Below are 22,577 nucleotides of genomic sequence, written 5' to 3'. Positions count from 1 at the left end.
TTCGGGCGGTGCGGGGCAGGTTCGGCTCAGGCGGCTCGGGTGCTCGGGGCAGGTCGGGGCGGACGGCGGCCGGGGCGATCGGACCAGGGCCCGAGAAGGGCGGTCGGGGGCAGCGTAATGAGGAACAGAGAGGCCGGCAGTCGCGCTCGGAACCGGTCCAGTCGGTCGCCGCTCGGCTCGGCTGGGGCGTCTTGAGCGGCCTGCTGCAGGAGTGCTTCGGCGTCTGCGGCATCGCGCTCGGTGCCGGTCCATCGGACGGCGAGGATCTCGGCCGGGCCCGTCGAGGCGAGTGCGGGCAGTGCTGGAGGCACGGGTCTGCCCCAGCGTGCGCGGAGGTCGAGCACGATCACGGGGAAGAACGCCCCGATGCCGTAGTAGGCGGTCTGGACGGTCCGTTCGTTCATGTCGTCTCCCGCTGGTCGTGGGTGGCAGGGGCGGGACCAGGGGTCCTGTCGGGGGTTCCGGAAATCCGCTCGCCGTCAGCGGGCGGCTGCTGGGGGATGCGGCCTGGGGTGCGGAGGTTGAACCGGGTGATCAGGAAGCGGAACAACACGTAGTAGAGGGCTCCGTATCCCGCGGAGATGGGAAGCAGGAGCAGGGGCTTCGTGGAGATCGGGTAGTTGAAGGCGTAGTCGAGGGCCCCGGCGCTGAAGACGAAGCCGGAATGGATGCCCAAGGCGTTGACCAGGGCCAGGCTGGCGCCGGTGAGGACGGCGTGGACGAGGTAGAGCGGCGCCGCGGTGAACGCGAAGGCGAGTTCGATGGGTTCGGTGACGCCGGCGATCGCGGACATGGCGGCGGCCGGGAGCAGGAGGCCGGCGACGCGGCGCCGGTTCTCCGGGAGCGCGCTGCGCCACATGGCGATCGCGGCGGCCGGCAGGCCAGCCATGGACACCGGGAAGAAGCCGGTCATGAAGATGCCGGCGTGCGGGTCGTGCTGCTGGAAGAAGCAGGGGATGTCACCGCGGACTCCGTTGCCGCAGTCGCCGGCGACGTACCAGACGACGGCGTTGGGTACCTGGTGCAGGCCCAGGGGCAGCAGGAGCCGGTTGAAGAACCCGAAGATGCCGCCGCCGAGCACCGGGTGGTCGGCGACGGCCGCCGTGGATGCCGTCAGGGCGTGGTCGACGGCGGGGTAGGCCAAGCCGAGCAGGCTGCCGGCGGTGAGCGCGGCCACGCAGATGATGCCGTAGGCGGCGAAGGGCGGGATCCGGCGTCGGCCGTCGACCCGGTTCCAGACGGCCATCGCCAGCAGCGCGGCAACGATGCCGGTGAGTGCGCCGTAGGGCCAGCGTGCGGGCGGGGTGCCGAGCTGGTCGGCGGGCAGCGGGTTCAGGACGAGGACGGCGCGGGACAGGACGAGGTAGGACACTACGCAGGCGACGACGGGCCCGGCGTGGTCCTTGCCGCGAGCCAGTCCCAGGGCGACGCCGATAGCGAAGAGCACCGGAAGGTAGTCGAGGACGGCCCCGCCTGCTCCGGAGAGGACGGCTGCGGCGCGGTGCAGACCGTCGACGCGACCGAGCAAATCATCCTGGCCCAGGCGCAGCATCAGCCCGGCGGCCGGCATGGCGGTGATGGGCAGAGCCAGCCCCTGGCCCATGCGGCGCAGCCGGCCGGTGAAGCGGGCGCGGCCCGTGGAGGGTTCGGCACCGCCAGCACCCGCGCTGGCCGTCGGCGGGTTGGCCGGTGCCCCTCGGCGGCGGGTCGGCGCCAGGCGCGGGGTCAGGTTCACCACCGGCTCCTCCGTCGGGCGGGCCGTGCCGGGCCGGACGGCGCCGTGGTGCTGCGGGCGAGGGGCCAGCACAGAAGGGCGCCCAGGACGCCGACGGTCAGGGTCGCGGTTGCGGCGGCGGCGGTCCCGCCGAGGGAGAGAGACCAGGCGGCCAGCGACGGGGCGAGGATGATCGCGCCGGCCAATGTCGTACCCCAGGCCCCCGCGTACAGGCCGCGGGCGTGCGGCGGGGAGATCCGGTTGAGGATGTCGCCGGCGGCGACGAAGGCGAGGATCTCGCCCGGGACGGCGAGGGCCGCGGTGAGGCTGTACTCCCATGTCGTCGAGGCCAGGCCGGCCGCGCCCATGCTGGTGCCCAGCAGGAGGGAGCTGAACGCCAGGAGGCCCGTCATCGGCGTGGACCGGGACGCCAGGGCGGTGAGCCGTCGGTTGAGCAGCGGGGAGAGGACCAGCACCGCGACGGCGTTGGCGGTCTGGGTGAGCCCGTAGTCCGCCGCCGACAGGCCCCGGCTGGTCATCAGCATCGGGAGCGTGCTGAACAGGCAGGCCACGCAGGTCAACGCGGCGAGGCTGGCGGCCAGGAGGAGCCATAGCCGTGTGTCGCCCAGGGCGGAGCGGTAATAACGCGCGGGAGCGGACTGACCTGGGGTGGTTCGCCTGTCGGGCGGGAGAACCAGCCAGGAGAGCACGCCGAACAGGGCGCACATGGCAGCGTTGATCCAGATCAGAGTGGTGATGCCGAGGGGGCCGGCGAGCAGGCCGCCGGCGGTTCCGGCCGCCGCGGCGCCGGCGTTGACCGCGAAGTGTCTCCAGGCGTTGACGGAGGCGCGGGCCCCGTCGTCGGGGAAGGTGTCGGCGATGGTCGCGGAGAAGACGGGCCGGCTCGCGTCGTAGACCGCGCCGGCCAGGAAGGCCGTCACGGCGACCGCCCCGGGTGTGTGCGCCCCGGCGAGCAGCGGCAGCGTTCCGGCGCCGGCGAGCATCGCGGTCACCAGGGTGGTGCGCCGTCCGAGGCGGTCGGCGCACCAGCCCACGACCAGTGACCCGGTGAGCCAGCCGACGCCGAAGACAGCGAGGAGTTGGCCCACCTCTGCCGTCCCGAAGCCGAGGGTGCTCAGGTGGTAGGGCAAGAAGGGGTAGGTGAAGCCGGCGGCCCTGACCGCGAACGTGCCGAGCATGAGGGTCCAGATCGGGGCCGGCCAGTTCCTGGTGCGAGCCGGTCCGGGCACGGCCGTCCCCGGGTGCGGGGGTGAGGGTGCGGCGGTGTGGGACACGGGTCTCCTCCGGAGCTGGTGCGCCGTGGCGGTGCGACACGCTCGCCGGCGTCCGGGTGAGGCGCCGGTCCGCGGTGAGCGGAGCGCGGTTCAGGCAGCCGTCGGTGTGCGTGCCGTCCACGGCCCGTAGAGCGCCGGGGCGGGGAGGGCGACGGCCTGGACGTAGGGAGGCAGGCGGCGGTGGAGTTCGGCGACGCTCTGCGCGGTGGGCGGGGTCTTCGGGAACTGGGCCGCGGCGGCTTGGAGCTGGGTGAGTCCGTCGCGCGCCCTGCCGGCCGGCGCGGCGGCGCGCAGCACGAGAAGTCCCGCGGGGTGCGTGGCAGGCTCGGGAGCTGCGCCGGCGGCGGACTGCGTCCACCTCGGGTGGTCGTCGAGGACGACGACCGGGAAGAGGGTGCCGGCGGTCAGGGACGCGGCCTGGACGTGGTGGTTCGTCAACTGCGCTCCTCGAAGGGCTGGTGGAGATGAAGGAAGGGGGCGCCGCCCGGGTGCGGGAGGACGGCGCCCCCGGGCCGAGACCCGCGTGAAGGACGGGAGCGGGTCTCGGCCGGGCCCAGCCGCGGACGGGGGTACCTGCGGGCTGGGGGCTTATGCGGGGCGCGACGGCGTGCGCCGTGCGGCGCGCCCGGAATTGCGGCGCATCAGTCCAGGCACATGTAGACGTCGCGGTAGACGTAGTTCTGCGAGGCCCAGCCGCGAACTCCGGTGGTCTTGTCCGTCACGTTCACCCAATTTCCCTTGGTGGAATGGACGGAGAACTTGTGGCCCTTGTAGAGGATTCCCAGGGCTGTCGACGCGGTGGACGGCTTGCTGCGCAGGGTCACGGCCTTGGCGTGGATGCCCCACGGGCCGGGGTCGTGGCAGTCGCGGGAAGCCGCGGCTGTGACCTGCTGGGGAGCGGCGGTCGCCGCAGGCGCGGAGAGTACGGGCAGGGCTACGGCCGCAGCGGTGGCAGCGAGTACGGCTATGCGGCGTGCGTTCATCTTCAACCTCTCGAATCAGCGTCGGATACTTTCCCGCTGTTCGGGAATTCGCTTTGTCCCGGTGCGGAAAGGCACACGGGAAAGCTAGAAGAACTTGCCTGTGGATAAGATTCGGGATTTTCGGCCGGGCGGCTCGGGCGTAGGCGCCGGGCCGCCGCTGCACGAACACCCGCCCTGTTTAGGGGCTTTGGTCGAGAATTTGCGTGTGCCTGCCGCGCACACGCCGACGCGGCTGCGGCCGGACGAGAGGGGTCTCGTCCGGCCGCAGCCGCGTGGTGAGGGGACTTCAGAGGCTGCGCAGGACGGCGGTCACCTTGCCCAGAACGGTGGCGTCGGCGCCGGGGATCGGGTCGTAGGCGGGGTTGTCGGGAAGGAGCCAGACGGCGCCGTCCGTCCTCCGGAACCTCTTCACCGTGGCCTCGCCGTCGATCATGGCGGCGACGACGTCGCCGTTCTCCGCGTCGGGCTGGCGGCGCACCACCACGAGGTCGCCGTCCAGGATGCTGCCGTTACCGGCCATGGAGTCGCCGGTGACGGTCAGGACGAACAGGTCACCGCTGCCGACGACTTGCAGGGGCAGGGTGAGGACGTCGGTGACGTGCTCTTCCGCGGTGATCGGAGCTCCGGCGGCAATGCGCCCCAGGACGGGGGCCGTGACGGAATGTGGTGGTACAGCGCGCTGGGCGGCCGGCTCGTCGGCGTCCGCGGGCTTCGGCTCGGCGATGAGGACGCAGTAGGCCCGCGGCCGGCGGGGGTCCTTGCCGACGACGCCCATCTCTTCGAGCCGGCGCAGCTGGTAGGAGACGGCCGAGGTGCTCGCGAGTCCGACGGCTTCGCCGATTTGCCTCATGGACGGGGGGTAGCCGCGTCGCAGGGTGTGGTCTCGGATCGCGTCGACGACCTTGGCCTGACGCTCAGTTAGGGCGTCTGCGCCTCCCTGGATACCCTTCGGGCGTCTGGGGCGGTCGGCGGCGTCGTGCATTGTCTCCCCCTCTGGCTTTACATCGGACGATAACCCGCCATGCCGTCACTTTGGAACAGAAATTCTAATCTTTGGCGTATTTCTGTTCATCTTGCCGTTGCTTGCACGTCAGAGGAGTTCCTGCAGCTGCTCGAAGGGCCGGCGTCCCGGACCCTGGCCGGCTCGCGCTGTGTGAGCGATCGGCAGGTACGCCCTTCCGCCGTCGGCCAGCAGGAGGCCGATTCCCGGATTGCGAGGGCGCGCGGCACGGGCGCTGTACGCATAGGCGCTGCGGATCTGCGGTTCCCCGGCTCCCTGAAACACGGAGGCGAGGTAGAGCTCGGCGTCGAGCAGCGGAATGGTCTGGTCCTGGCGGATCAGTTTCGGGAGCAGCTGAGGCGGGGCCGGCGCATCGGTGGGCACGGAGGCGGCATCCGCACTGGCGGTGGTGATGGCGAGCCACAGGCGGGCGCCGGTGCTGAAGGTCAGCTCCAGGCCGGTGCGGGCGGACCAGGGGGACGCGTCCGCGATGTCAGGCCCCTTGGCCAGGACGTCGCAGCACATCTGCTGAACCTGCTCGGGAGTCAGGGCGCACCCCATTTCGAATATGTGTACGTATCAGCTTAAGGAGGGGGTCTGACAATGGACGGCTCGACGCCAGCTCGGAGCACGGTTCGGCGGCCGTCCGGTACCCGGGACTTGCGGCGGCACTCCTCGGTCGGGTGATCTTCGTGAGGGGCATGGTCGGGCCTCGCTGCGCCGGGGCGCCTGGACGGGCGAGAGGCGGCAGCGGGCTGCAGGCTGGGGGTGTGGAGTTTCCGGTGTCCGTGGCCCTGGCGCAGTCGGTGTCCGATCTGCCCCAGGGGCCCGGCTGGTGGTTCGAACCTAAGTTCGATGGTCACCGAACGCTGCTGTGGAGGCAGAACGATTCGGTGCGGATGCAGGCCCGCTCAGGGCGGGATGTGACATCGGTGTGGGCCGACCTGGCCCGCGCGGGAGTCGTGCTGCCGACTGGAACCGTGATCGACGGCGAGGCGGTGGTGTTCATCGACGGAGTGGTCGACTTCGCAGCGGCGCAGTCCCGCGCCGCCTCCTCCCCCGCGCGGGCCGCGCGGCTGGCTGAGCAGTACCCCGCGTCGTTCGCGGCCTGGGACATCCTGTCGCACGGCGAGTTCGGAGACGTCCGGAGCCGGCCGTACAGCGAGAGGCGTGCGCTGCTGCTCGACGTGCTGGGCGGCGTCGGGCCGCCGCTGCAGGCGGTGCCGGCGACCGATGACCGCGAGGTCGCGATGGTCTGGTACGACTCCCTTCGCGCTCAAGGTCTGGAGGGAGTCGTGGCCAAGCGTGCCTCGTCGAGCTACCGCTCAGGGCGAAGCGGATCCGGGTGGCTGAAGGTCCGGCATGCCGAGACGGTGGACGCCGAGGTGGTGGGCTATACCGGATCGCCGCGGCGGCCCCGCGCCCTGGCGGTACGACTCCCGGACGGGCGGACGGCGTTGTCGCGGGCGGTGCCGGCGCCGGTGGCGGCCGCGGTCGGTGACCGGTTGCTCGGGGTGGGGACGGGATCCCGGTCTCGCACCGGCGCTGGGGAGCCGTACACAGCCGTGGACACGGGTCTGGTCGCCGAGGTGCTCGCCGGGACGACCCGGCATGCGACCGTGACGGTGACGAGACTTCGGTGATCAGCCCTGGTGCTGCGTCTGTAGATATCGGGCGCAGGCCTCGGCGAACACTGCGGCGAAGGGGTCGGCGTCGCCGACGGCCTGTTCGCACTCCCACCAGGCCAGGGCGGTGAGCTCGGCGAGTTCCTGGTCCTGCTCGGCAGTGAGGTCGACGGCAGTGGTGCTGCCGGTGCCGCAGCGGGGTGCGGTGGCGGTGAGCCACTCGGGCAGGCGCTCGGGAAAGCAACTGTGCAGGGCTGCGTGGAGTTCGCCGGTGAGAGTAGCTGTGGGCACGGGTCAGTACCTCCACGGAACGCGGGCCAGGACAAGGCCGCGGACTTCTCGCGCGCCGGCACGCAGAAGGCCGCCGGCGATGTAGTTGAGTTGCAGGCCGGTGGTGCACACATCGTCGACGAGCAGGATGCGTGCGTCCCGGATCGTCTCCCGGTAGGCGGCGTTGCGGCGGACGGCGCCGACATGGTCCCAGGCCGCCTGTTCTTTGCCGGCAAAGCCGCGATCCTTCGATGCCTCGGTGACGCTGGTCTTGATCAGGACGGTGTCACCCGGTGGCGCGATGGGCCACCGGCTGGCGGTGTCCTCGGCGTAGGCCGCTGTCATGATCGCTTCGATGTGCTGGATGGGTTTGCGGTCGGGGTGGGTGGGGTTGCCGACGATCAGGTCGATGTCCGCGACGAGGTGAGGATGGGTCTCCATCCATCCGACCAGCAGACGCCCGAAGATGGCAGCGAGGAATTCCTGCCCGGGCGTCTCCTTGAAGATGCGCAGGTAAGCGGCGAACATGCCGCTGTACTGGGCGACGGCGTCGATGCGGCTGATGCTGCGGGTGCGCCGGTCGTTGCCCTCGCGCCAGCCGCACAGGGTGTTGGCGCACGGCCGGCCGGGGGCGAGGGCCTGGCTGCAGGTCAGGCAGTGTGATTCGGGGATCGGCTGGAGCGTTCGTCCGGCGCAGGTGCCGCAGATCCGCGGGGTGCCGTTGATGAGGTAGGCGCAGCGCCGGCAGTTCGGGAACCCGAGGGGTTCCGGGAGGGCGAAGTCGGTCACTGCACCGCCAGGGCGAGCTGGATGCGCTGCTCGCTGGCCTGCTGGATGCGCTCGGGGGTGGCCAGGCGCCGCAGGACATCGTCGAGCTCGCTCACCTCGACCGCTCGTCCCTCCTCGAGCATCGCCTGGGCCCAGGGCTGGACGGCGGCGAGCGAGCGGAGCAGAAAGACCTGCTTGCCGTGCTCGGCGGCGATCCGCGCCTGCATCTTGGCGCCCGAGGTGCTGGAGGCCTCGATGACGATGGAGCCGAGGGTGGCCCCGGAGGTGACGACGTTGCGGCGGGGGAAGGTCCACCTGGCTGGCGGGCTGCTGGGCCAGAACTGCGAGACGAGGGCGCCGCCGGCGTCGAGGATGCGGCGGGCGAGGGGTCGGTTCTCGGCCGGGTAGATGGGGGCGGCGATGCCGGTGCCCATCACCGCGACGGTCCGGCCGCCGGCGTCGAGGGTGGCCTGGTGAGCGGCGGAGTCGATGCCTTTCGCCAGGCCAGAGAAGACGGCGACGTTGTTCTCTACGAGTCCTCGAGCCATCCGGGCTGCGCGCTTGAGGCCGTCCGCGGAGGCTTTGCGGGTGCCGACCACGGCGACTGAGCGCGCGTCTCGGGGCAGCAGGGGCCCGCGGTGGAAGAGGAAGGGCGGCAGGTTCGGGACCAGGCGCAGGTTGTCGGGGTAGTGCCGGTCCAGGACGGTGACGAGTTCCGCGCCGGCGCTCTCGGCGGCGTCGATTTCGTGGCGGGCCCGGGCGCGGGCGTCGTCCAGGCCTTCGGCGAGGGCTCCGCGCAGGATGGGCAGGCACCGCTTGGCAGCGGCGGAGTCCTCGGGGACCTCGCCATCGAGGAGGGCGTCCAGACCTGCGGAGGTCTGGCAGGTCCGGGCCAGCAGGTGCCAGTCCAGCAGGGAATCGTTGTGGCGTACGGCGCACAGGGTGAGCAGGTTCTCCTGCTCGGGCGTGATGGGCATGAAGGGGTTCCTTCTACTCGTGGCCCGGTGCTGTTCGAAGGAGCGGTTGGTGCTTGGGCCGCCTTCATCATCCCATCGCGGGACCGGCGTGTCAGGGAGCTGGGCCCTGTGCGTACGCCGAGACGCCGTGATGTCGGTGCCGTGCGCTGCTGTGGCGTGATGGCTCGGAGGAGGGCGGGCCGCTCGGCCGGTGGCGCCGCGGTTGGGGTCAGCAGTTGTGCTGGGCGAGGATCCGGCGGGCGGCCGCGTCGGCGGGGGTGAGGTGGCGGAGTCCTCCGTTGACCGCGTTGTCGAGTTGCAGGGCTGGCAGGCCGCTGTGGAGCGGTTCGACGACCATCCGCCCGGGGTGGTCGCCGGCGTAGGTGGTTCTCGCCCGCTTCAGGTCGTAGGGGGTGTCGTGCAAGCAGTGCCCGGGGCCTCCGAGCTCGCGTTCGTAGCGGTCGTCGACGCGCGGGAAGATGCCGTAGGCCCACCCGGGGGTTGCGTACATGAGGGTGGTGGCGACTGCGGCCGCCGCCCAGCTCTGCCAGAGGTAGAGGCCGTGGCGGGCGAGGAGTCGGCGGGCGAGGAGGAAGATCCCGGTGCCCGGCAGTACGGCCGCTGCCACGATCGCCGTACTTGCCCAGCGGGGGTGGTCGTGGAGGAATCGCGACGCCAGTGCCGCGTACATGGCCGCGATCGCCAAGGTGAGGGCGGCCAGCGCGGCCAGGACGGCGGCGGGCAGGCCGTAGTCCGGGCGCCCGTCGGGGCCGAGTGGCGGGTCGAGCTTGCGGAAGATCATCTTCGGCGTCCTGGTCGGTCGGTCCGTGGTGGTGCACCGTAGCGGGCGGGGCCGGGTTCAGACGCCGGCGGTGGTCCGCGGCCGTCGCCGCACGCGGCGCCGGGGGCGCCGTGTGGAGCCGGCGCGGCGGCGTGATTCGGCTGCCTTGCACGATGTGCACGGCTTCTCCTTGGCGCGGATGTGCCGGCGGTAGGCGGCCGGGGTGCCGCATGGGCGGTTCTCCCGTTGGTGGCCGCGGCCGCGCCATCCGGGCGGCGCGAATCCGGCGGCGGCACGCTCGGCGGTCGTCTCGCCGCCCCAGGTTCCCCACTCCCGGAGGGTCCGTGCCCGGCTGCGGCACGCCTTGGCCAGCGGGCAGTCCTCGCACAGCTTCTTGGCCAGGGCGGCGTGGGCGTCGTCGTGGAAGGCTTCGGGATCTGTGGTGGTGCAGTTCAGGACGGTGTCGTCCTGGTGGGGGAGCGCGACGGCGGTGGTCACGGGCGGCCTCCGATGATGCGGGTGGCGAGCAGCAGCAGGAGGTAGTCGCGCTGGGCGCGCGTCGCGTCCAGGTCGCGGTACAGGTCCTCCAGCTGGGGGTCGGTGACGGTCGAGGCGGTCGGCCGGGCGGTGGTCTCGGGGTCCTGGGCCGGTTCGTTCATCGGGAGACGTCCGTTCGTGCGGTGCGGCGGGTGCTGGCGGAGGTGAAGGCCTCGGCCGGCTCGCGGTGGTGATTGCTGCGGTCCTCGTACGGGGCGGCCTGGTCCTGGCGCCTTCGTTCGGCCCGCTGCGCGGTCATGCGTTCCCTGAGCTGCTGGTATTCGTCGGAGAGTTGAGTCGGCGGGCGGGAGCGACTGCCGGCTGACGGCTGCGGCGGGGTGCGGCGTTCCTCGGCCGCTGGCGCTGCGGCCGCGGTGCCGTTGCGGGACCGAGTGCCGGGGCGGAGGACCTCGATGCGGCGTACGAGCGGTCCGTGGCTGCGCAGTTGGGCGTGGTCGTTGGCGCGGGCCATGAGCTTCACGGCGATGAGGCGGGCCTGGGTGGCCCAGGCGGTGGAGTCCGGCAGGAGGTCGAGTCGGCCGCTGTCGGCGTCGAAGGCGACGGCGCGGACGTGTCGGGCGAAGTCGGGGCCGGCGAATTCGGGGCTGGCGATCTCGTCCCAGTGCTCCAGGACGTTTCCGCCGGCGACGGGTGCTTCCCATCCGCGTTCGGTCATCAGGCGGCTGAGGGCGGCGCCGAGGCCGACGGGATCGCGTCCGTCACCCCCGCGCTGGAGGCTTTGGGGCCGGTGTTTGGGCTTTCGGGCAGCAGGTCCTCCGTCGGCGCCGCGCTTCCTGGCCGCTTCCTTGGCGGCCAGGAGCGCGACGCGGGCGAGGTCGACGCCGGTGGGTTCTGGGTTGCTCATGCCGGCTCCCAGTGGGGGTGCAGGGTCAGCCGGCCCGTGCCGCGCAGGCGGCGGGCCTGGTCGACGAGGTGGTTGGTGAACAGCCGGCGGGCGTAGTTCTCGCCGCACACGGCGATCGTGGTCTCGATGAGGCCGCTGTCCTTCATCGCGGCGGCGCGCAGGTCGACGATCTCGTCGCGGGTGAGGTGCTCGAGGTCGGCGAGGCCGTCGTCGCCGACGGGCAGGGCGTCCAGGGCGGGAGCGGGCGCGGGCCGGAGCACCTGGGCGAGGGCGTCGTTGACCCGGCGGGCGACGGCCCTGCTGGCCGGGGGCTGCCAGTCGCCGGCCCATTCGGCGTGCCGGTCCCGTGCCGCCTGGCGGGATGCCCGCCACCACTCGACGATGGCCTGCCGCTTGGCGGGGGTGTCGTACAGGCGGTGGGCGCCGTTGAGGCGGCCGGCGAGGAAGCCGGAAGGGCGGCGGACCCGGTGCGGCGGGCTGTCCTGGCTGACCACGGCGATGACCTCGGTCGCGGTCCAGCCGGCGTCGGCGACGTCGCGGCAGATCCAGGCGATCCGGGGGACGGCGGCGCGGCTGAGCCAGTCGAGCTGCTGGACGAGCTCGAAGGCGAGTTGGTAGCGCCGTCCGACCGTGTTCAGCCGGCGCGGTCCGCGCTGGGCGCGCTGATTCTTCTCGGCGGAGGTGGACTTGCTCGTCCCGCCCCCGAGCTTGCTCTCAGGGGGAAGCGAAGTAGTACCGGTAGTAGAAGAACTAGAAGTACCAACCCCCCTTGGGGTGCAAGACGAGGGCGCCGAACCGGCAGCAGAATTAGGGGACTTCACGGCCTTTGTCCGCTTCGGCTTGAGGCTGCGCCGGGCCTTCTTCACCAGACGTGCCATCAGGGGGCGGTGGTCTTCGTCGATCCCGTGGACGGCCCGGATGTACTGCTCGGAGGGACCGGTGCGCAGGCCGAGGGCCGTGTCGAAGAGCGGGGGCACGGTACGGGCGAACTCGCTGGCGCGGCCGCCGACTCCGGAGATCCTGGTGCCCTTGGAGATGTAGGCGAGCAGTCCGGCCTCGCGCAGCAGGCGCAGGTGGTACTGGACGGTGCGCTCGGACAGCTGCAGCCAGGACGCGAGGGTGTCGACTCCGGGGCGGCACTCCTTGAGGCGGGCGAGCACGACGGCCAGGCGCAGCGTGGTGCGGCCGATGCGGCTGGGGCCGTGGGACCGGCCGTGGGCGCGGGGGCCGTGGTCGTGGAACCAGTGGACGGCCTGGAGCCAGCTGCAGGCGTCCGGGGCGATCCGGCAGTCGGACTGGGCCAGCCACTGGGCGGGGCCGGGCACGGTCGCGGCGGCCGCCGGGGCGAAAGCGGGTGGGGCGGAGAGGCGGGGCACGGTGGGTCCAGGTGTTTTTGGGTGCGACGGGGTAGACCCGCGGCGTCGCGGGCCTGGACGGGGGTGCCGGGCAGCCGGGGCTGCGCGGGTCAGTCGAGCGGGAGGGCCATCTGCTCCGGCTCGGGCTGCGGCTCGGGCGCCGGGCGCGTCACGCGGTGCGGGCGGGCCGGCTGGATGCGTACGCCCTGGGAGGATCGCAGGGGGCGGGGCGCGCGCTGGGGGGTGCGGCACACGATGCGCGGCGTGGCGGGGTTGGCCGCTTCCTCGGCAACGATGCTCGCCAGGCGGCGCACGTTGTAGGCCGACAGCTGGGTCATGTGGCGGACCCGGAACTGGGAGAAGCCCTTGGTCAGCAATTCCATCGCGATCAGCTCGGCCTGGGCGCGATCCACGTTGTAGACGGGCCACGGGGCTGCGGGCTGGACGGTGACCTTCTCGGCGGCCGGCGTGGGCTCGTCAAGGTCGTCGCTCACTACGCTCCCCCCTTTGCGGAGGCGAGGTCTGCCTCGACGACGACCCGCTTGGCGTGACCGTCGGCCGGCCAGCAGGTGACGAGCGTCAGCTTCGCCTTGGTGGGGGTGGCGGCGGGGTGGTCGGGGACCTGGGCGATGACGTTGACGTCGGTGGGGGCGACGGTGCGCACGCGGGTGACGGTGTAGGTGTACGTGACCCGCTGGGCGGTGGTGACGGTGACCGTGGCGCCGGGCTTGATGCGGTCGATGTCGCGGAAGGCCGGAGCGCTGACACCGCTCCGGTGGCCGGCGAGTACGAAGTTCCCGATCTGGCCGGGCTGTTCGGTGGTGGGGAAGTGACCTACGCCCGCGCGGAGTTGCGGGTCGTCGACGCCTTCGTAGACCGGCTGTGACCAGGTGGCGCCCAGGGCGGGGATGCGCAGGACCTCGTGGATGGCTCCGGCGGTGCCGGCGGCGGGCTTGCCGCCGACCCCGCTGCCCGCTGCGGGGTTGGTGGAGCGCCAGGTGCGCAGGGCCTTGTCGGCCTGGGTGGTGGAGTCGCGGGTGTGGTCGGGAGCGTGCGAGGCCTTCGACTGCGGGGTGCCGGTCAGCGGGTCGGCTGCCGCGGAAGGTGCCGCGGCGGTGGAGCCGGACGCGGCGCGCTGCTCGTGGGCGTCGCTTCCGGGCGTGAGGAGGGCGGCGGCGGTCACGCCGAGGGCGGCCAGGGCCACGCCGGCCCCGATGATGATCTTGCGGCTGGGTGAGGTGGTCGGTTCGGATTCTGGGTCCGGCTGGGCCGGGGACGTGCGGTTTTCGGGCATGGCGCATCCAGCGGTCAAGGCCTGCGGGCAGGAAGAAGGTGAGGGCGGCGGGGCGACACTGGGGCGTCGCCCCGCCGTACGGGCGGCCGTTGGGCCGCCGGGGATCAGGCGCCGGTCTTCGGCAGCTGCGTGATCGTGACCGGCCGCGGCTTCGGCTTGGCCGGCTGGGGGATCCGGGTGTCCGTGACCGACACCGTGGAGGTCTTCAGGTCACCGACGCTGACGCGTCGGTCGGCGGCGAGCTGGTAGCCATCGACGGCCTGGGCCTCGTGCACGGTGTAGGTGCCGGGTGTGAGGGCGTCGGCCGTCCACTGCCCCTGGGCATCCGTCTTGCCCGAGGCGATGGTCTTGCCGCCCTTGTCCCTGATCTCGAACTCGACGCCGGCCAGCGCCTTGTGGGTGTCCGAGGCCGTCTTGGTGACCTTGACGGAGCCCTTGGCGGTCGTCACCTGGAGGTGGGCGGTCGCCTTGGCGCTGGAGGTTCCGCCGGCGACGACCATGCGCTGCGCAGAGGTGTTGCTCGGGATCTGCGCGCGCAGCTGGTCCGCTGGAAGGGCGGCGGCCTCGGCGGTCAGGTCGACGGTGCCGTCCTTGGAGGCGGTGACGCTGGCGGTGGCCGTGCCGGCGGAGTTCGTGGTGACGTCACCGGAGCCGTCGGCGGCGCCGGATCCGTCGAGGTGGATCTTGACGTTCGGCAGCTTGGCGCCCGAGGCGGAGGTGACGTCGAGGGTGATGGGCGTCTTGTCGCCGGGGTGGACCGGGCCCTTGGGGGTGTGGATGTTGACCGTGTAGGGGCCGGCGAACGTCGCGGCCTCGGTCAGGAACGCCTCGGCCTTGTTCTTTGCCGTGGCGGGGACGTTTGGGTAGCCCAGGCGCTGCAGGGCCCGCTGCCCGGAGGGCAGGGCGTAGGTGGTGCCCGGGTCGAGGTAGGTGTAGACGACGGCGTCGACCGCGGCGGCCTGGGTGTCGTCGGTGGTGTCGCCGTAGGTGCTCAGCACGTAGGCGGCGCGGGCGACGTTCTGCGCGGGGACCGGCTGGCCGGTGGTCTTGGAGGTCCAGGAGGTGAACGTGGTGATGGGCCCGTAGTGGCCGCCGGCTTCGGGGCCCTCGAGCGTGGGGTCTGCGCAGTACGCGTGACCGGCGGCATTCGGGAAGAGCGAGCCCGGCTTGCCGTAGGCGCCGATGTGCGAGGTGTCCGGCTTCCCGGAGCTGTCCGGGATCAGGTATCCGGGGCCCCACTTGTCCGCCGCGCTGGCGCTCGGCGCCAGCAGAATGCCTGCGCCCAGCGCAACCGCCGTAGCAGCAACGACCGGATACCGAATCCGGCGGGTACGGTGCGAAAGTGCTGTGGAAGATGCAACACTCATCCAGATCTCCCTTCGGGGAACCTGCCGGACCCGGTCATTTCACGGTTCCTAGGCCACTGGATGGCCGGGTCCGGCGATCCGCCCCTCGCCGGGGCGGGCGTTCGATAGCGGAACAGGGTGGGCATATGCCACCTGGCGGCATCCAACCGCCAAGGTCACCCGAGGAAAGTTATCCTCTTCTGGAGACCCGATCAAGTAGCTAAAGTGTCCCCGCCCCCGCTTCCGCGCAGTTCAGGAGTTCCCCGTATGCCCGAACGCATCTTCGACCGCGAGAAGTTCCGCGCGCGGCGGCGGGAACGGAACAGGACCCAGGGCTTCATCGCGGAGGGCCTCGGCGTCCGCGAAGCGGCCGTCGCCAAGTACGAGGGCGGAGAGACCACCCCGCCCCCGGAGAAGCTGCCCAAGCTGGCCGCGCTGGTCGAGATGGACCTCAACGAGCTCGCCCCGCGGCACGGCCTGCCGAACCTTGCTGACCTGCGGTGCGACGCCGGCTACACGCAGAAGGAAACCCCCGCCTTCATCGGCACCTCCAGCCCCAGCCCGATCCGCAAGGCCGAGGGCGGGGTACGCCGGCTGTCCGAGGACTTCGTGCAGCCGCTGGCCGTCGCCTACGGCGTGACGCTCCAGGAGCTGCTTGCCGCGCAGGAGCGCAGCTTCGGCAACGAGGTGCCGGCCGTGGTGCCCGACGTCCCGGCCTCCGCGCCGGTGCTGATGGCGGCCGCTGCGCCCCCGCAGACCGTCGCGGAGAAGATCACATACCTGCTGGAGCGGACCTACGTGCCGGCGAACCGGCCCTCGGACGAGGACCTGGCCCGCGCGGCGAACAAGGCGGCCGGCCGGCTGCTGCTGAACGAGCAGCTGGTGCGCGCGCTGCGCACCGGCGAGCAGACCGAGGCCGGCGACGACGTCCTGGACGCCCTGGCGGCCGCCATGGACGTGCCGCCGGTCTTCTTCCGCAGCAACGACCGCGAGGTCGCCCAGATCGTGGCCCGCATCAAGAACGTGCGCCAGGACTTCGGCGTGATGGCGGCCCGCGGCGGCGAGAGCGGCGGGGTCCCTCCCGAGCTCATGCAGTTCATCAGCGACACGTTTGCCGGCCTGCTGGGCAAGGCCGGCCAGCGGCCGGCTGGTGAAGGTCACTAATCAGCCGTTCTCCGGCAATTCGAGGTAGGCCGGGCCCTCTGATTCCCGGGCTGCGAGCGCTGCCGACCACAGCGGCCGGACCGCCGGCGGGATGTCCTCGATCGGGATGTCGTCGGGGAAGCTGAACCGGCACTCCGCCAGTTCGCTCTCCTGGAGTCGGATCTCCTTCTGCTGCTCGACGGTCAGCGGCCCCCCGTCGAAGACGTAGTACACGTGGGCGCCCGGCCGGCCGGGCGGCGCCACGTAGGCGTGGGCCAGCAGCCGCCCGGGCGTGACCCGGACGCCGAGCTCCTCGAACAGTTCGCGCGCGCAGGCGCGCCGCGGCGTCTCTCCTTCGTCGATCCGGCCGCCGGGCAGGTTCCATCCCGGCTTGTAGGTCGGCTTCACGATGAGCACCCGGCCCTCCTCGTCGGTGAGGATGGCCGCGGCCGAGGCCTCGGTGGTCGCGTGGGTCATGGTGCTGTGCTCCGTTGCTCGGGGCCGGTCAGGATGTCAGGACGAGGCGGGCTGGACGGCCGGCGGGCCGCTGAGCAGCGCGGTCACCTCGGTGGGCTTGATGCGACCGTACGCGGCGGCCACGTCGCGCAGATGGGGCACCTCGGCGGCGAAGTCGTCGCCGGCCGGGAACGGGAAGGGCGCCGGCTGCCCGGAGGGGCGGCCGAAGAACGCAGCCCGGGCCGCCCGGATCCAGTAGGCCTCGGCCGCGGTCTCGCGGTCCGGGCCGGTGGCCGTCTCCTCGGCCCGCTGTACGGAACGCTCGGCCAGCTCGTGGGGCGCGTGGCGGCGCAGCTCGTGGATGACGTCGCGGATTTCGGTGACGTAACGGGCCAGCCGCATGGACGGGGAGCTGTCGTAGCCGACCAGGTCCCGCACGGTGTCGAACCGGGCGAGGAGCGGTACGCCGGCGAGGAGCTGGCTGGGGCGGCGCTGGACGACGTCGGGGGCGGTGAGGGCCAGGTCGCGCCACAGGGGGTGGATTGCCGTCAGGTCCTGCATCGCCCGGAAGCGGCCCTGCGCGGCGCGGGTGGCCGGTGCGATGGCGCCGAAGCCCCAGAGCAGGAACGTGGCGTACAGCAGCGAGTCGGTGACCGTCTCCTGGTTGTTGGCGAAGCTCTCGGAGACCGGGGTGATCGTGATGAGCACGACGTAGGCGGTGCGCAGGATCGCGTAGAGGACGGCCAGGCTCATGGCCAGCGACATCATGCTCAGGCCGATGCGCAGGGACCGCATCGGCGCCTGGCGGACGGCGCCTCCCCACTGCACGGCGCAGACCGCGGCGGCGGCCGCGGTGTACAGGTAGAACAGCGACATGTAGACGGCGAGTCCGGGCTGGCCGGCGTGCCGGGCCATGAAGTACGGGGTGTCGGAGACCGCGGTGTCCAGCAGGGTGAAGAACACCGCGGCCATCACCGCGACGGTGAGCAGGGAGGCCCGGGTCGCGATCCGGTGCACGAGGGCGGAGATGCGGACGGTGCGCGGCAGGTCCGCGGACCTTTCGGTGCTGCTGTAGACCGCGGTGACGTACCGCAGCAGGACGCAGATCCCGAGGATGGCGAGGACGTGCTTGACCAGGTAGGAGAAGTCCTCGATGCCGAGCGTGTTGATGGCGGACCGGCCCAGGGTGGTGCGGGTCAGCCAGGCGGCGGCCAGGGCGGCGAAGGCGCCCCACAAGGAGCGTTCGCGCACTCTGCCTTTGAGCGCGGCGGGGATTCTGAGCAGGGCCTGCAGGAGCAGCAGGCCCGCTATGAGGTAGGCGAATACGTCAGACATGGTGATCCCCTCGGGTGGTGGACGGGCCGCCGAGGGGGAAGGTGAAGTCCTCGGCCAGACGGCGGGCGGTGACGTCTTCGATGTACGCGGGCTGAAGGGCTTGCTCGTGGATGAGGGCGGCAGCCGACTCGGTGCGCAGTTCCTTGCGTGTTTCGTAGCGGCGGCGGGCGGCGATCTTCCCGCTGCCGATGAGGCGCTCGACCAGTGGGGAGGACAGGCCGGTCTGGAGCAGTTCGGCCATCTCCTCGGCTGTGACGCCGACGGCGTCGTCGCGCCAGACGTGCACGAGCTCGTGGAGCTTGATGCGCTGCTGGTGGAAGGGGGAGGCGCTCTGCGCGTGGAGGATCAGGTCGATCGGCTCGCTCGCGTGCTTGACCCACAGCCCGCACAGGCCGGTGTCGGCCACCAGTGCGTCGGGGATCGGCACGAACGCGATCTGGCGGTTACGGACCTCTTCGATGTTGGCGACGAGACGGTCGAGGTCGAAGGGCTCCGGGATCGGCATCGAGGCGACGATCTCCTCGACTTCCTGCTGGAGTTCCCGCCGCTGGCGCCGCCCTTCACGGTGGGAGGACAGCTGCCGCAGTGCGGCGGTGTGCGGGGAGGGCACTCTGGAGAGCAGGGGCTCCGCCGCACCTTTGATCGATCGTATGCGCGGTCCCCAGCTCCTCATCGGTCCTCCACCCCTCGTCCGTCCCGTACGGCTCCGCAGGAGGAGGACCACCCTACTCGAACACATGTTCTACTCGTGCGTCAGAGAGGTACGCGCCGCACGCGCGAACCCATGGGTGTGAGACCCCCTGCACCCCCGGCGGCCGCAACGGCGAGCAACTTTTCAGTCACTACGCGCACGGAGGCGGGCATCACTATGTCCACCCCTATCGCAAAAATGCAAGCATGAATTCCTTTTCTCATGTGGCGAGAAAGTTAGCCATTAAACTTTCTCGGCGGGCGAGAAAAGGGGGCCTCATTTCTCAGCAGGTGAGAAATCGGGGCTAAGAAGGGTGCAGGTCAGGGGCGCCCCGGGGACGTGGCTTAGCCTGTTGGGCAACCACCCCCGGACTTGATCATTGAACCTGGAGAACTGTGCGCGCCATCACGATGCACGAATTCGGCGGACCCGAGGTCCTGAAGCTGGAGGAGGTTCCGGACCCCGAGCCGCGCCGGACCGAAGTGCTCCTCGACGTCACCAGAGCCGGAATCAACTACGCAGATATTCACGTAAGGGGCAATACCTACCTCGCCCCGGTCGAACTGCCCTATATCCCCGGCAACGAGGTCGTCGGAACGACCCCCGAAGGCAAGCGCGTGGTCGCCCTCACCCAGGGAGGCGGGTACGCGGAGAAGGTCGCGGTACGCCGCAGCCTGCACTGGGAGATCCCCGACAGCGTGAGCGACCAGCAGGCGGTCCCCCTGGCACTGCAGGGCAACACCGCCTGGCATCTGCTCTTCACGGTCGCCCGCGTCACGGAAGGGGAGAAGGTCGTCATCCCGGCCGCCGCCGGAGGAGTCGGCTCACTCGCCGTGCAGCTGGCCGCGCAGGTCGGCGCGAAGGTGATCGCCCTGGCGAGCACGGACGAGAAGCGTCAGCTGGCGCTGGACCTCGGCGCCTCCGCCGTCGTCGACTCCTCCACCGAGGAGGACCTCGCCGAGCGCATCAAGGAAGCCGCCGGCGGACCCGTGCACGCCGCGCTCGAGATGACCGGCGGTTCGACGCTGCACCAGACCGTCGCAGCCCTCGCCCCGCGCGGCCGCCTGGCGGTCTACGGCTTCGCGAGCGGCGAGCTCACCAACGTCGAGGTGCACACCCTGCTGCAGAACTCGATCACCATGGCCGGCTTCTGGCTCCCGCACCTGTACGCCGCGGAACGGGGCACGCTTCTGGCCCGCTCGACCAAGGGCTTGTTCGCGGCCGTCAGCAACGGCAGCCTGAAGGTCATCGACGGCGGCACGTACCCGCTCGCCGACGCCGCGGAGGCGCACCGTAGTCTCAGCTCCCGGTCGGCGACCGGCAAGGTCAGCCTCGATACCAACAAGTAATATCCGAGGTGCCGGCTCACGCGAAGGTCACCCCTTCGCGTCAGGCGGAGCGCCCCTGCGGGAGGGGTGCGGGGCGGCACCAAGGGGAGTACGGCCTATGACCGAGCGCAGCGCCAAGGGATCCAGCCATACCGAACGCGTCTTCCGTGTGCAGCAGGCGTTCATCGAGCTAGGAGGCGGTGCGCAGCGGCTCACCGACATCGCGAGAACGGCCGACCTCGACGACTCGACCGTCAGCCGGATCCTGACCAGCGGAACGTACAAGAAGACCTTCGTGCGCGCCGGCCGCGGGCTGTACCAGCTCGGCACCGGCGCGGCGGACCTCGGCCTGTACGCCCTCTCGGACGACAACCTGTCCGGCGACGAGTCCCGGGAAGTCCTGCAGAACCTGCGCCTGCAGACCGACGGCGGCCTGGTGTTCCTCTACCTCAAGGCGCCTTTCGGCGGCGCCGGCCGCCAGTGCTACGACATGGCCGTCGGTGACAGCGACCTGATCGAGCTCGGCATGACACCGCGCGACGTGCTCTTCGTGTCCCGGTCGCTGCGCACCGGGGCCTCGGGCCGCACGATCCTCGCCTTCATGAACGAGTCGATACAGAAGCGTGTGGCCCACGGTCCGATACCCGACGAGGCCGGGCCCGGGGTCATCAAGGACGGCGACGCGTTCCTGGCCTCCCTGGGCGACATCCGCGAGCAGGGCTTCGCCCTGGGCCTGCAGGAGTGCATGGCGAACTGGAACTCGATCGCCGCGCCGGTCATCTGGGACGACACCATCCAGGGCGCCGTTTTGCTGCTCAAGCCGGTGCACGTCATGCCCGAGGCGCCGCAGCACTTCATCGACGCCACGGTGAAGGCGGCCGCGCAGCTCAGCCAGCTCGGCGGCGGCTGGCCCACCGACCAGTAGGTCCCGAAGCTCGTTCACGGCCCCGCGGAACGCCCGCGGGGCCGTTTCCGTTCGCCGGCCCGGCTCACCCCAGCACGGCCATGGCCTTCCAGACGAGGGAGGCCGCGATCAGGACCGCGAGGACGAACAGCACCTGCCGGCCGGACAGCGGCCGGACGCCATCGTCGACGATGTGTTCGTCGGGGACACCGTCGTCGTGGAACTTGTGGCGGTGACGGTCCCGTACGGCGTCCAGGCCCTCGGGGCCCACGGGATAGGTGGTGCGGCACGATTCGCACCGGTAGCCGGGCACAGAAGCAAGGCTCCTCGTCTGGTCGCCGGCGGGCCGCCGGGCGCTTCGACGAGGGACGAAACGCCCGGCAGTGGCCGGACGCGCCGCCTACCTCGGAGGTAGGCGGCTGGTAGGTCGTAGGTAGTTATCGCAGGTCAGAGGGTGGTAGGCGGGGAAGTAGGCGCACCGCGTGCCCGTCAGGGCCAAGGAGGGGAGTGAAGCCCTCCGGAAGGTCGGTTCGCCTCACACCGGACCGGTTGTGCTTGCCCACCTTGAGCTGGTCCTGGACGGGGATGCCGCGGCCCTCCAGGAAGGCCCGCAGGTCGGCCATCGAGACCTCTCCCAGCCCCTCCCGCTCACGCTCATGGTTGAGGTCGTCCAAGAGGGTGCGCAGGTGGACACCGTTCCTCTTCCCGATCATGCCCCGGACCCATTCGTAGAGGGCCACCTGCCGCTCCTCCTCGGTCGGTTCCGAGAAGGCGTCGGCGCCGTCCTCCGCCCGGGGCTCGCCGCGGTCAGTGTGCCCCATCTCCCCTCGTCGATCCGGGGGTTCGGCGACGTTGTCCTGATCCAGTGCCCGCGCGGCGTCCGACGCCGGGGGAGAAGGCCGGTTGTTGGCCTCTCCCCCGGCGGCTTCGGCTGCCCAGGCGCCCACCAGGTAGGCCGCCGGGAGGAAGACGACGACCACGAAGATGATCACGTAGAGGAGGTAGCGCGCCGCGGTCAGTGCGACGCAGCCGCCGACGAACACCGTGGCGAGCACGACGTCCGCGGTCACCCGCTCCCCCTGCCGCTTCCGGCCGCCTGCCGCCGGCTCCGCCGGCTTGTCCTTCTCCGCCGGCTTACCAGCAGGGGCCGACTGGCCGGCGGTCAGACCGTGCGCCCAGCGGACGATGATCACGGTGCCGCGGACGACGGCCTTGCGGCCGCCCCTGACGACCAGGTAGGGGCGCAGGTCCGGGAAGGCCAGCGCCCGGCGGCGCGGCTCCCCGACCTCCGCGGAGGGCTCCTCTTGGCCCTCGTCCTGCGGGCTGTCGCCGACTTCTTCCGCGGGTTCATCGGGGCCGTTCGGCTCGTACCCCGCCGCGGGCACCTCGTCGGGCAGGTCGGGGTCGGCGGCCGGCTGCTGCTCCCGGATGTCCTTGGGCTTGTGCAGGTTGATGGTCATGGTCAGCCGATCAGCTGGTTCAGGCCCGACGAGAGCACCGTGGTGAAGATGGCGAAGATGCCGCCGGCCGCGGCGAAGATCGGCGCGGTCAGGATGCCAAGGACCGAGGCCGGGCCGGGCTTGAGCTTGGAGCCGTAGGCGATGGCGCCCATGCACAGGGCGACGGCGCCCATGCCGACGTTGCCGCCCGAGCCGAAGCCCTGCTGGACCGCCTGGGCGAGGCCGTCGGACATGTTTCCCGGGGCGGTCCACACTCCGCCGGCCATCGCGTACAGCTGTCCGGCGATGAAGCCGGTGATGACCGCGCTGTCGTGGGTGAGACGGATCTTGCCCTTGCCCCGGATACCGAGGATGAGGACCACGGTCACGACGAGGGCCGCACCGCCGGAGCCGACGGCCCCCAGGAAGTGGGTGCCGGCCGACGGGGCGGCGAGGTTCACGGGGCCGGCTGCGGTGTACATGGTGGCGGGG

At 71.5% G+C, this 22,577-nt stretch carries 28 protein-coding genes; 4 read left to right on the top strand and 24 right to left on the bottom strand.

Annotation, left to right across the window (positions count from 1 at the left end; genetic code table 11):
- Positions 1 to 26: 26 nt before the first annotated feature.
- The 7 genes from BS72_RS37630 to BS72_RS01380 form a co-directional block, all read right to left on the bottom strand.
- A complete protein-coding gene (locus tag BS72_RS37630) occupies positions 27 to 404 on the bottom strand; it encodes a hypothetical protein (RefSeq protein ID WP_051950460.1) in 378 nt (125 codons plus the stop codon).
- The gene (locus BS72_RS01405) at positions 401 to 1,735 is read right to left on the bottom strand and encodes a PTS transporter subunit EIIC (RefSeq protein WP_232792177.1); all 1,335 of its coding nucleotides are present in this window, start codon (positions 1,733 to 1,735) and stop codon (positions 401 to 403) included. The genes BS72_RS37630 and BS72_RS01405 overlap by 4 nt, the downstream gene beginning before the upstream one ends.
- Positions 1,732 to 3,009, bottom strand: a complete 1,278-nt coding sequence (locus BS72_RS01400) for an MFS transporter (RefSeq protein WP_232792176.1) — start codon at positions 3,007 to 3,009, stop codon at positions 1,732 to 1,734. Before BS72_RS01400 ends, BS72_RS01405 begins: the two co-directional genes overlap by 4 nt.
- Before the next feature lie 90 nt (positions 3,010 to 3,099).
- Entirely contained in the window at positions 3,100 to 3,447 is a 348-nt protein-coding gene (locus tag BS72_RS01395; protein WP_037905529.1) for a hypothetical protein, read from the bottom strand.
- 203 nt (positions 3,448 to 3,650) lie between these two features.
- Positions 3,651 to 3,992: an SH3 domain-containing protein gene (locus tag BS72_RS01390; RefSeq protein WP_051950457.1), complete on the bottom strand. Its 342-nt coding sequence runs from the start codon at positions 3,990 to 3,992 to the stop codon at positions 3,651 to 3,653.
- A gap of 286 nt (positions 3,993 to 4,278) precedes the next feature.
- The gene (gene lexA, locus BS72_RS01385) at positions 4,279 to 4,974 is read right to left on the bottom strand and encodes a transcriptional repressor LexA (RefSeq protein ID WP_037905526.1); all 696 of its coding nucleotides are present in this window, start codon (positions 4,972 to 4,974) and stop codon (positions 4,279 to 4,281) included.
- Between the two features lie 108 nt (positions 4,975 to 5,082).
- On the bottom strand, positions 5,083 to 5,553 hold the full coding sequence (locus BS72_RS01380; RefSeq protein ID WP_157856119.1) for a hypothetical protein: 471 nt from the start codon (positions 5,551 to 5,553) through the stop codon (positions 5,083 to 5,085).
- A 209-nt stretch (positions 5,554 to 5,762) separates the two neighbouring features.
- Here BS72_RS01380 and BS72_RS01375 point away from each other — a divergent pair, with 209 nt between their 5' ends.
- Positions 5,763 to 6,635, top strand: coding sequence for an ATP-dependent DNA ligase (locus BS72_RS01375; protein WP_232792175.1), 873 nt, complete (start codon positions 5,763 to 5,765; stop codon positions 6,633 to 6,635).
- Here the strand turns inward: BS72_RS01375 and BS72_RS01370 are convergent, their stop codons facing one another.
- The 11 genes from BS72_RS01370 to BS72_RS01325 all read right to left on the bottom strand — a co-directional run bounded on the left by BS72_RS01370 (position 6,636) and on the right by BS72_RS01325 (position 14,810).
- On the bottom strand, positions 6,636 to 6,908 hold the full coding sequence (locus BS72_RS01370; protein ID WP_037905520.1) for a hypothetical protein: 273 nt from the start codon (positions 6,906 to 6,908) through the stop codon (positions 6,636 to 6,638).
- A gap of 3 nt (positions 6,909 to 6,911) precedes the next feature.
- The gene (locus tag BS72_RS33455; RefSeq protein ID WP_051950456.1) at positions 6,912 to 7,676 is read right to left on the bottom strand and encodes a ComF family protein; all 765 of its coding nucleotides are present in this window, start codon (positions 7,674 to 7,676) and stop codon (positions 6,912 to 6,914) included.
- The gene (locus BS72_RS01360; protein WP_037905517.1) at positions 7,673 to 8,632 is read right to left on the bottom strand and encodes a DNA-processing protein DprA; all 960 of its coding nucleotides are present in this window, start codon (positions 8,630 to 8,632) and stop codon (positions 7,673 to 7,675) included. The genes BS72_RS33455 and BS72_RS01360 overlap by 4 nt, the downstream gene beginning before the upstream one ends.
- 208 nt (positions 8,633 to 8,840) lie before the next feature.
- Positions 8,841 to 9,413, bottom strand: coding sequence for a hypothetical protein (locus tag BS72_RS01355; protein WP_037905514.1), 573 nt, complete (start codon positions 9,411 to 9,413; stop codon positions 8,841 to 8,843).
- Between the two features lie 57 nt (positions 9,414 to 9,470).
- Positions 9,471 to 9,890, bottom strand: a complete 420-nt coding sequence (locus BS72_RS36980; RefSeq protein ID WP_051950455.1) for a WhiB family transcriptional regulator — start codon at positions 9,888 to 9,890, stop codon at positions 9,471 to 9,473.
- Positions 9,887 to 10,051 carry a hypothetical protein gene (locus tag BS72_RS36975; RefSeq protein ID WP_198545729.1) on the bottom strand — a complete coding sequence of 55 codons (165 nt, stop codon included), beginning with the start codon at positions 10,049 to 10,051 and terminating at the stop codon, positions 9,887 to 9,889. The genes BS72_RS36980 and BS72_RS36975 overlap by 4 nt, the downstream gene beginning before the upstream one ends.
- Complete coding sequence (locus tag BS72_RS33010) at positions 10,048 to 10,794, bottom strand: DciA family protein (protein ID WP_063835937.1); 747 nt, start codon at positions 10,792 to 10,794, stop codon at positions 10,048 to 10,050. The genes BS72_RS36975 and BS72_RS33010 overlap by 4 nt, the downstream gene beginning before the upstream one ends.
- The gene (locus BS72_RS01340; RefSeq protein ID WP_051950454.1) at positions 10,791 to 12,170 is read right to left on the bottom strand and encodes a helix-turn-helix domain-containing protein; all 1,380 of its coding nucleotides are present in this window, start codon (positions 12,168 to 12,170) and stop codon (positions 10,791 to 10,793) included. The genes BS72_RS33010 and BS72_RS01340 overlap by 4 nt, the downstream gene beginning before the upstream one ends.
- 89 nt (positions 12,171 to 12,259) lie before the next feature.
- Complete coding sequence (locus BS72_RS01335; RefSeq protein WP_051950452.1) at positions 12,260 to 12,643, bottom strand: hypothetical protein; 384 nt, start codon at positions 12,641 to 12,643, stop codon at positions 12,260 to 12,262.
- Complete coding sequence (locus tag BS72_RS31915; RefSeq protein WP_051950450.1) at positions 12,643 to 13,443, bottom strand: sortase; 801 nt, start codon at positions 13,441 to 13,443, stop codon at positions 12,643 to 12,645. The genes BS72_RS01335 and BS72_RS31915 overlap by 1 nt, the downstream gene beginning before the upstream one ends.
- A 104-nt stretch (positions 13,444 to 13,547) precedes the next feature.
- On the bottom strand, positions 13,548 to 14,810 hold the full coding sequence (locus tag BS72_RS01325; protein WP_051950447.1) for a prealbumin-like fold domain-containing protein: 1,263 nt from the start codon (positions 14,808 to 14,810) through the stop codon (positions 13,548 to 13,550).
- A gap of 246 nt (positions 14,811 to 15,056) precedes the next feature.
- Between BS72_RS01325 and BS72_RS01320 the strand changes: the two genes are divergently transcribed.
- Positions 15,057 to 15,953, top strand: a complete 897-nt coding sequence (locus tag BS72_RS01320) for a helix-turn-helix domain-containing protein (protein WP_037905511.1) — start codon at positions 15,057 to 15,059, stop codon at positions 15,951 to 15,953.
- On the opposite strand, the gene BS72_RS01315 is transcribed toward BS72_RS01320, so the two are convergent.
- From BS72_RS01315 to BS72_RS01305, 3 genes are read right to left on the bottom strand one after another with little or no spacing between them, the layout of a single operon-like run.
- On the bottom strand, positions 15,954 to 16,409 hold the full coding sequence (locus BS72_RS01315) for an NUDIX domain-containing protein (protein ID WP_037905509.1): 456 nt from the start codon (positions 16,407 to 16,409) through the stop codon (positions 15,954 to 15,956). It lies immediately after the preceding gene.
- Between the two features lie 36 nt (positions 16,410 to 16,445).
- Complete coding sequence (locus BS72_RS01310; RefSeq protein ID WP_051950445.1) at positions 16,446 to 17,723, bottom strand: MAB_1171c family putative transporter; 1,278 nt, start codon at positions 17,721 to 17,723, stop codon at positions 16,446 to 16,448.
- Positions 17,716 to 18,333 carry a hypothetical protein gene (locus BS72_RS01305; RefSeq protein ID WP_051950443.1) on the bottom strand — a complete coding sequence of 206 codons (618 nt, stop codon included), beginning with the start codon at positions 18,331 to 18,333 and terminating at the stop codon, positions 17,716 to 17,718. Before BS72_RS01305 ends, BS72_RS01310 begins: the two co-directional genes overlap by 8 nt.
- 476 nt (positions 18,334 to 18,809) lie before the next feature.
- On the opposite strand from BS72_RS01305, the gene BS72_RS01300 reads away from it, so the two are divergent.
- Complete coding sequence (locus tag BS72_RS01300) at positions 18,810 to 19,763, top strand: quinone oxidoreductase family protein (RefSeq protein WP_037905499.1); 954 nt, start codon at positions 18,810 to 18,812, stop codon at positions 19,761 to 19,763.
- A 97-nt stretch (positions 19,764 to 19,860) separates the two neighbouring features.
- Entirely contained in the window at positions 19,861 to 20,667 is an 807-nt protein-coding gene (locus BS72_RS01295) for an IclR family transcriptional regulator (RefSeq protein ID WP_037905498.1), read from the top strand.
- Between the two features lie 64 nt (positions 20,668 to 20,731).
- Here BS72_RS01295 and BS72_RS01290 read toward each other — a convergent pair whose 3' ends face one another.
- The 3 genes from BS72_RS01290 to BS72_RS01280 form a co-directional block, all read right to left on the bottom strand.
- On the bottom strand, positions 20,732 to 20,917 hold the full coding sequence (locus BS72_RS01290) for a hypothetical protein (RefSeq protein WP_157856118.1): 186 nt from the start codon (positions 20,915 to 20,917) through the stop codon (positions 20,732 to 20,734).
- 166 nt (positions 20,918 to 21,083) lie between these two features.
- Complete coding sequence (locus tag BS72_RS01285; protein ID WP_037905490.1) at positions 21,084 to 22,106, bottom strand: hypothetical protein; 1,023 nt, start codon at positions 22,104 to 22,106, stop codon at positions 21,084 to 21,086.
- Between the two features lie 2 nt (positions 22,107 to 22,108).
- Entirely contained in the window at positions 22,109 to 22,567 is a 459-nt protein-coding gene (locus BS72_RS01280; RefSeq protein WP_051950441.1) for a hypothetical protein, read from the bottom strand.
- Positions 22,568 to 22,577 lie beyond the last annotated feature (10 nt).

Origin of the sequence: Actinacidiphila yeochonensis CN732 (assembly GCF_000745345.1) — a bacterium.
Classification (GTDB): domain Bacteria; phylum Actinomycetota; class Actinomycetes; order Streptomycetales; family Streptomycetaceae; genus Actinacidiphila; species Actinacidiphila yeochonensis.
Note: the sequence above shows the minus strand (reverse complement) of the source record. Positions and strands in the feature narration are given on the sequence as shown.

Coding starts and splice junctions, on each gene's coding strand:
- BS72_RS37630 (WP_051950460.1), bottom strand. CDS start 404: ATGAACGAACGGACCGTCCAGACCGCCTACTACGGCATCGGGGCGTTC.
- BS72_RS01390 (WP_051950457.1), bottom strand. CDS start 3,992: ATGAACGCACGCCGCATAGCCGTACTCGCTGCCACCGCTGCGGCCGTA.
- lexA (WP_037905526.1), bottom strand. CDS start 4,974: ATGCACGACGCCGCCGACCGCCCCAGACGCCCGAAGGGTATCCAGGGA.
- BS72_RS01380 (WP_157856119.1), bottom strand. CDS start 5,553: ATGGGGTGCGCCCTGACTCCCGAGCAGGTTCAGCAGATGTGCTGCGAC.
- BS72_RS01360 (WP_037905517.1), bottom strand. CDS start 8,632: ATGCCCATCACGCCCGAGCAGGAGAACCTGCTCACCCTGTGCGCCGTA.
- BS72_RS01355 (WP_037905514.1), bottom strand. CDS start 9,413: ATGATCTTCCGCAAGCTCGACCCGCCACTCGGCCCCGACGGGCGCCCG.
- BS72_RS36975 (WP_198545729.1), bottom strand. CDS start 10,051: ATGAACGAACCGGCCCAGGACCCCGAGACCACCGCCCGGCCGACCGCC.
- BS72_RS33010 (WP_063835937.1), bottom strand. CDS start 10,794: ATGAGCAACCCAGAACCCACCGGCGTCGACCTCGCCCGCGTCGCGCTC.
- BS72_RS31915 (WP_051950450.1), bottom strand. CDS start 13,443: ATGCCCGAAAACCGCACGTCCCCGGCCCAGCCGGACCCAGAATCCGAA.
- BS72_RS01325 (WP_051950447.1), bottom strand. CDS start 14,810: ATGAGTGTTGCATCTTCCACAGCACTTTCGCACCGTACCCGCCGGATT.
- BS72_RS01320 (WP_037905511.1), top strand. CDS start 15,057: ATGCCCGAACGCATCTTCGACCGCGAGAAGTTCCGCGCGCGGCGGCGG.
- BS72_RS01315 (WP_037905509.1), bottom strand. CDS start 16,409: ATGACCCACGCGACCACCGAGGCCTCGGCCGCGGCCATCCTCACCGAC.
- BS72_RS01310 (WP_051950445.1), bottom strand. CDS start 17,723: ATGTCTGACGTATTCGCCTACCTCATAGCGGGCCTGCTGCTCCTGCAG.
- BS72_RS01295 (WP_037905498.1), top strand. CDS start 19,861: ATGACCGAGCGCAGCGCCAAGGGATCCAGCCATACCGAACGCGTCTTC.
- BS72_RS01285 (WP_037905490.1), bottom strand. CDS start 22,106: ATGACCATCAACCTGCACAAGCCCAAGGACATCCGGGAGCAGCAGCCG.
- BS72_RS01280 (WP_051950441.1), bottom strand. CDS start 22,567: ATGTACACCGCAGCCGGCCCCGTGAACCTCGCCGCCCCGTCGGCCGGC.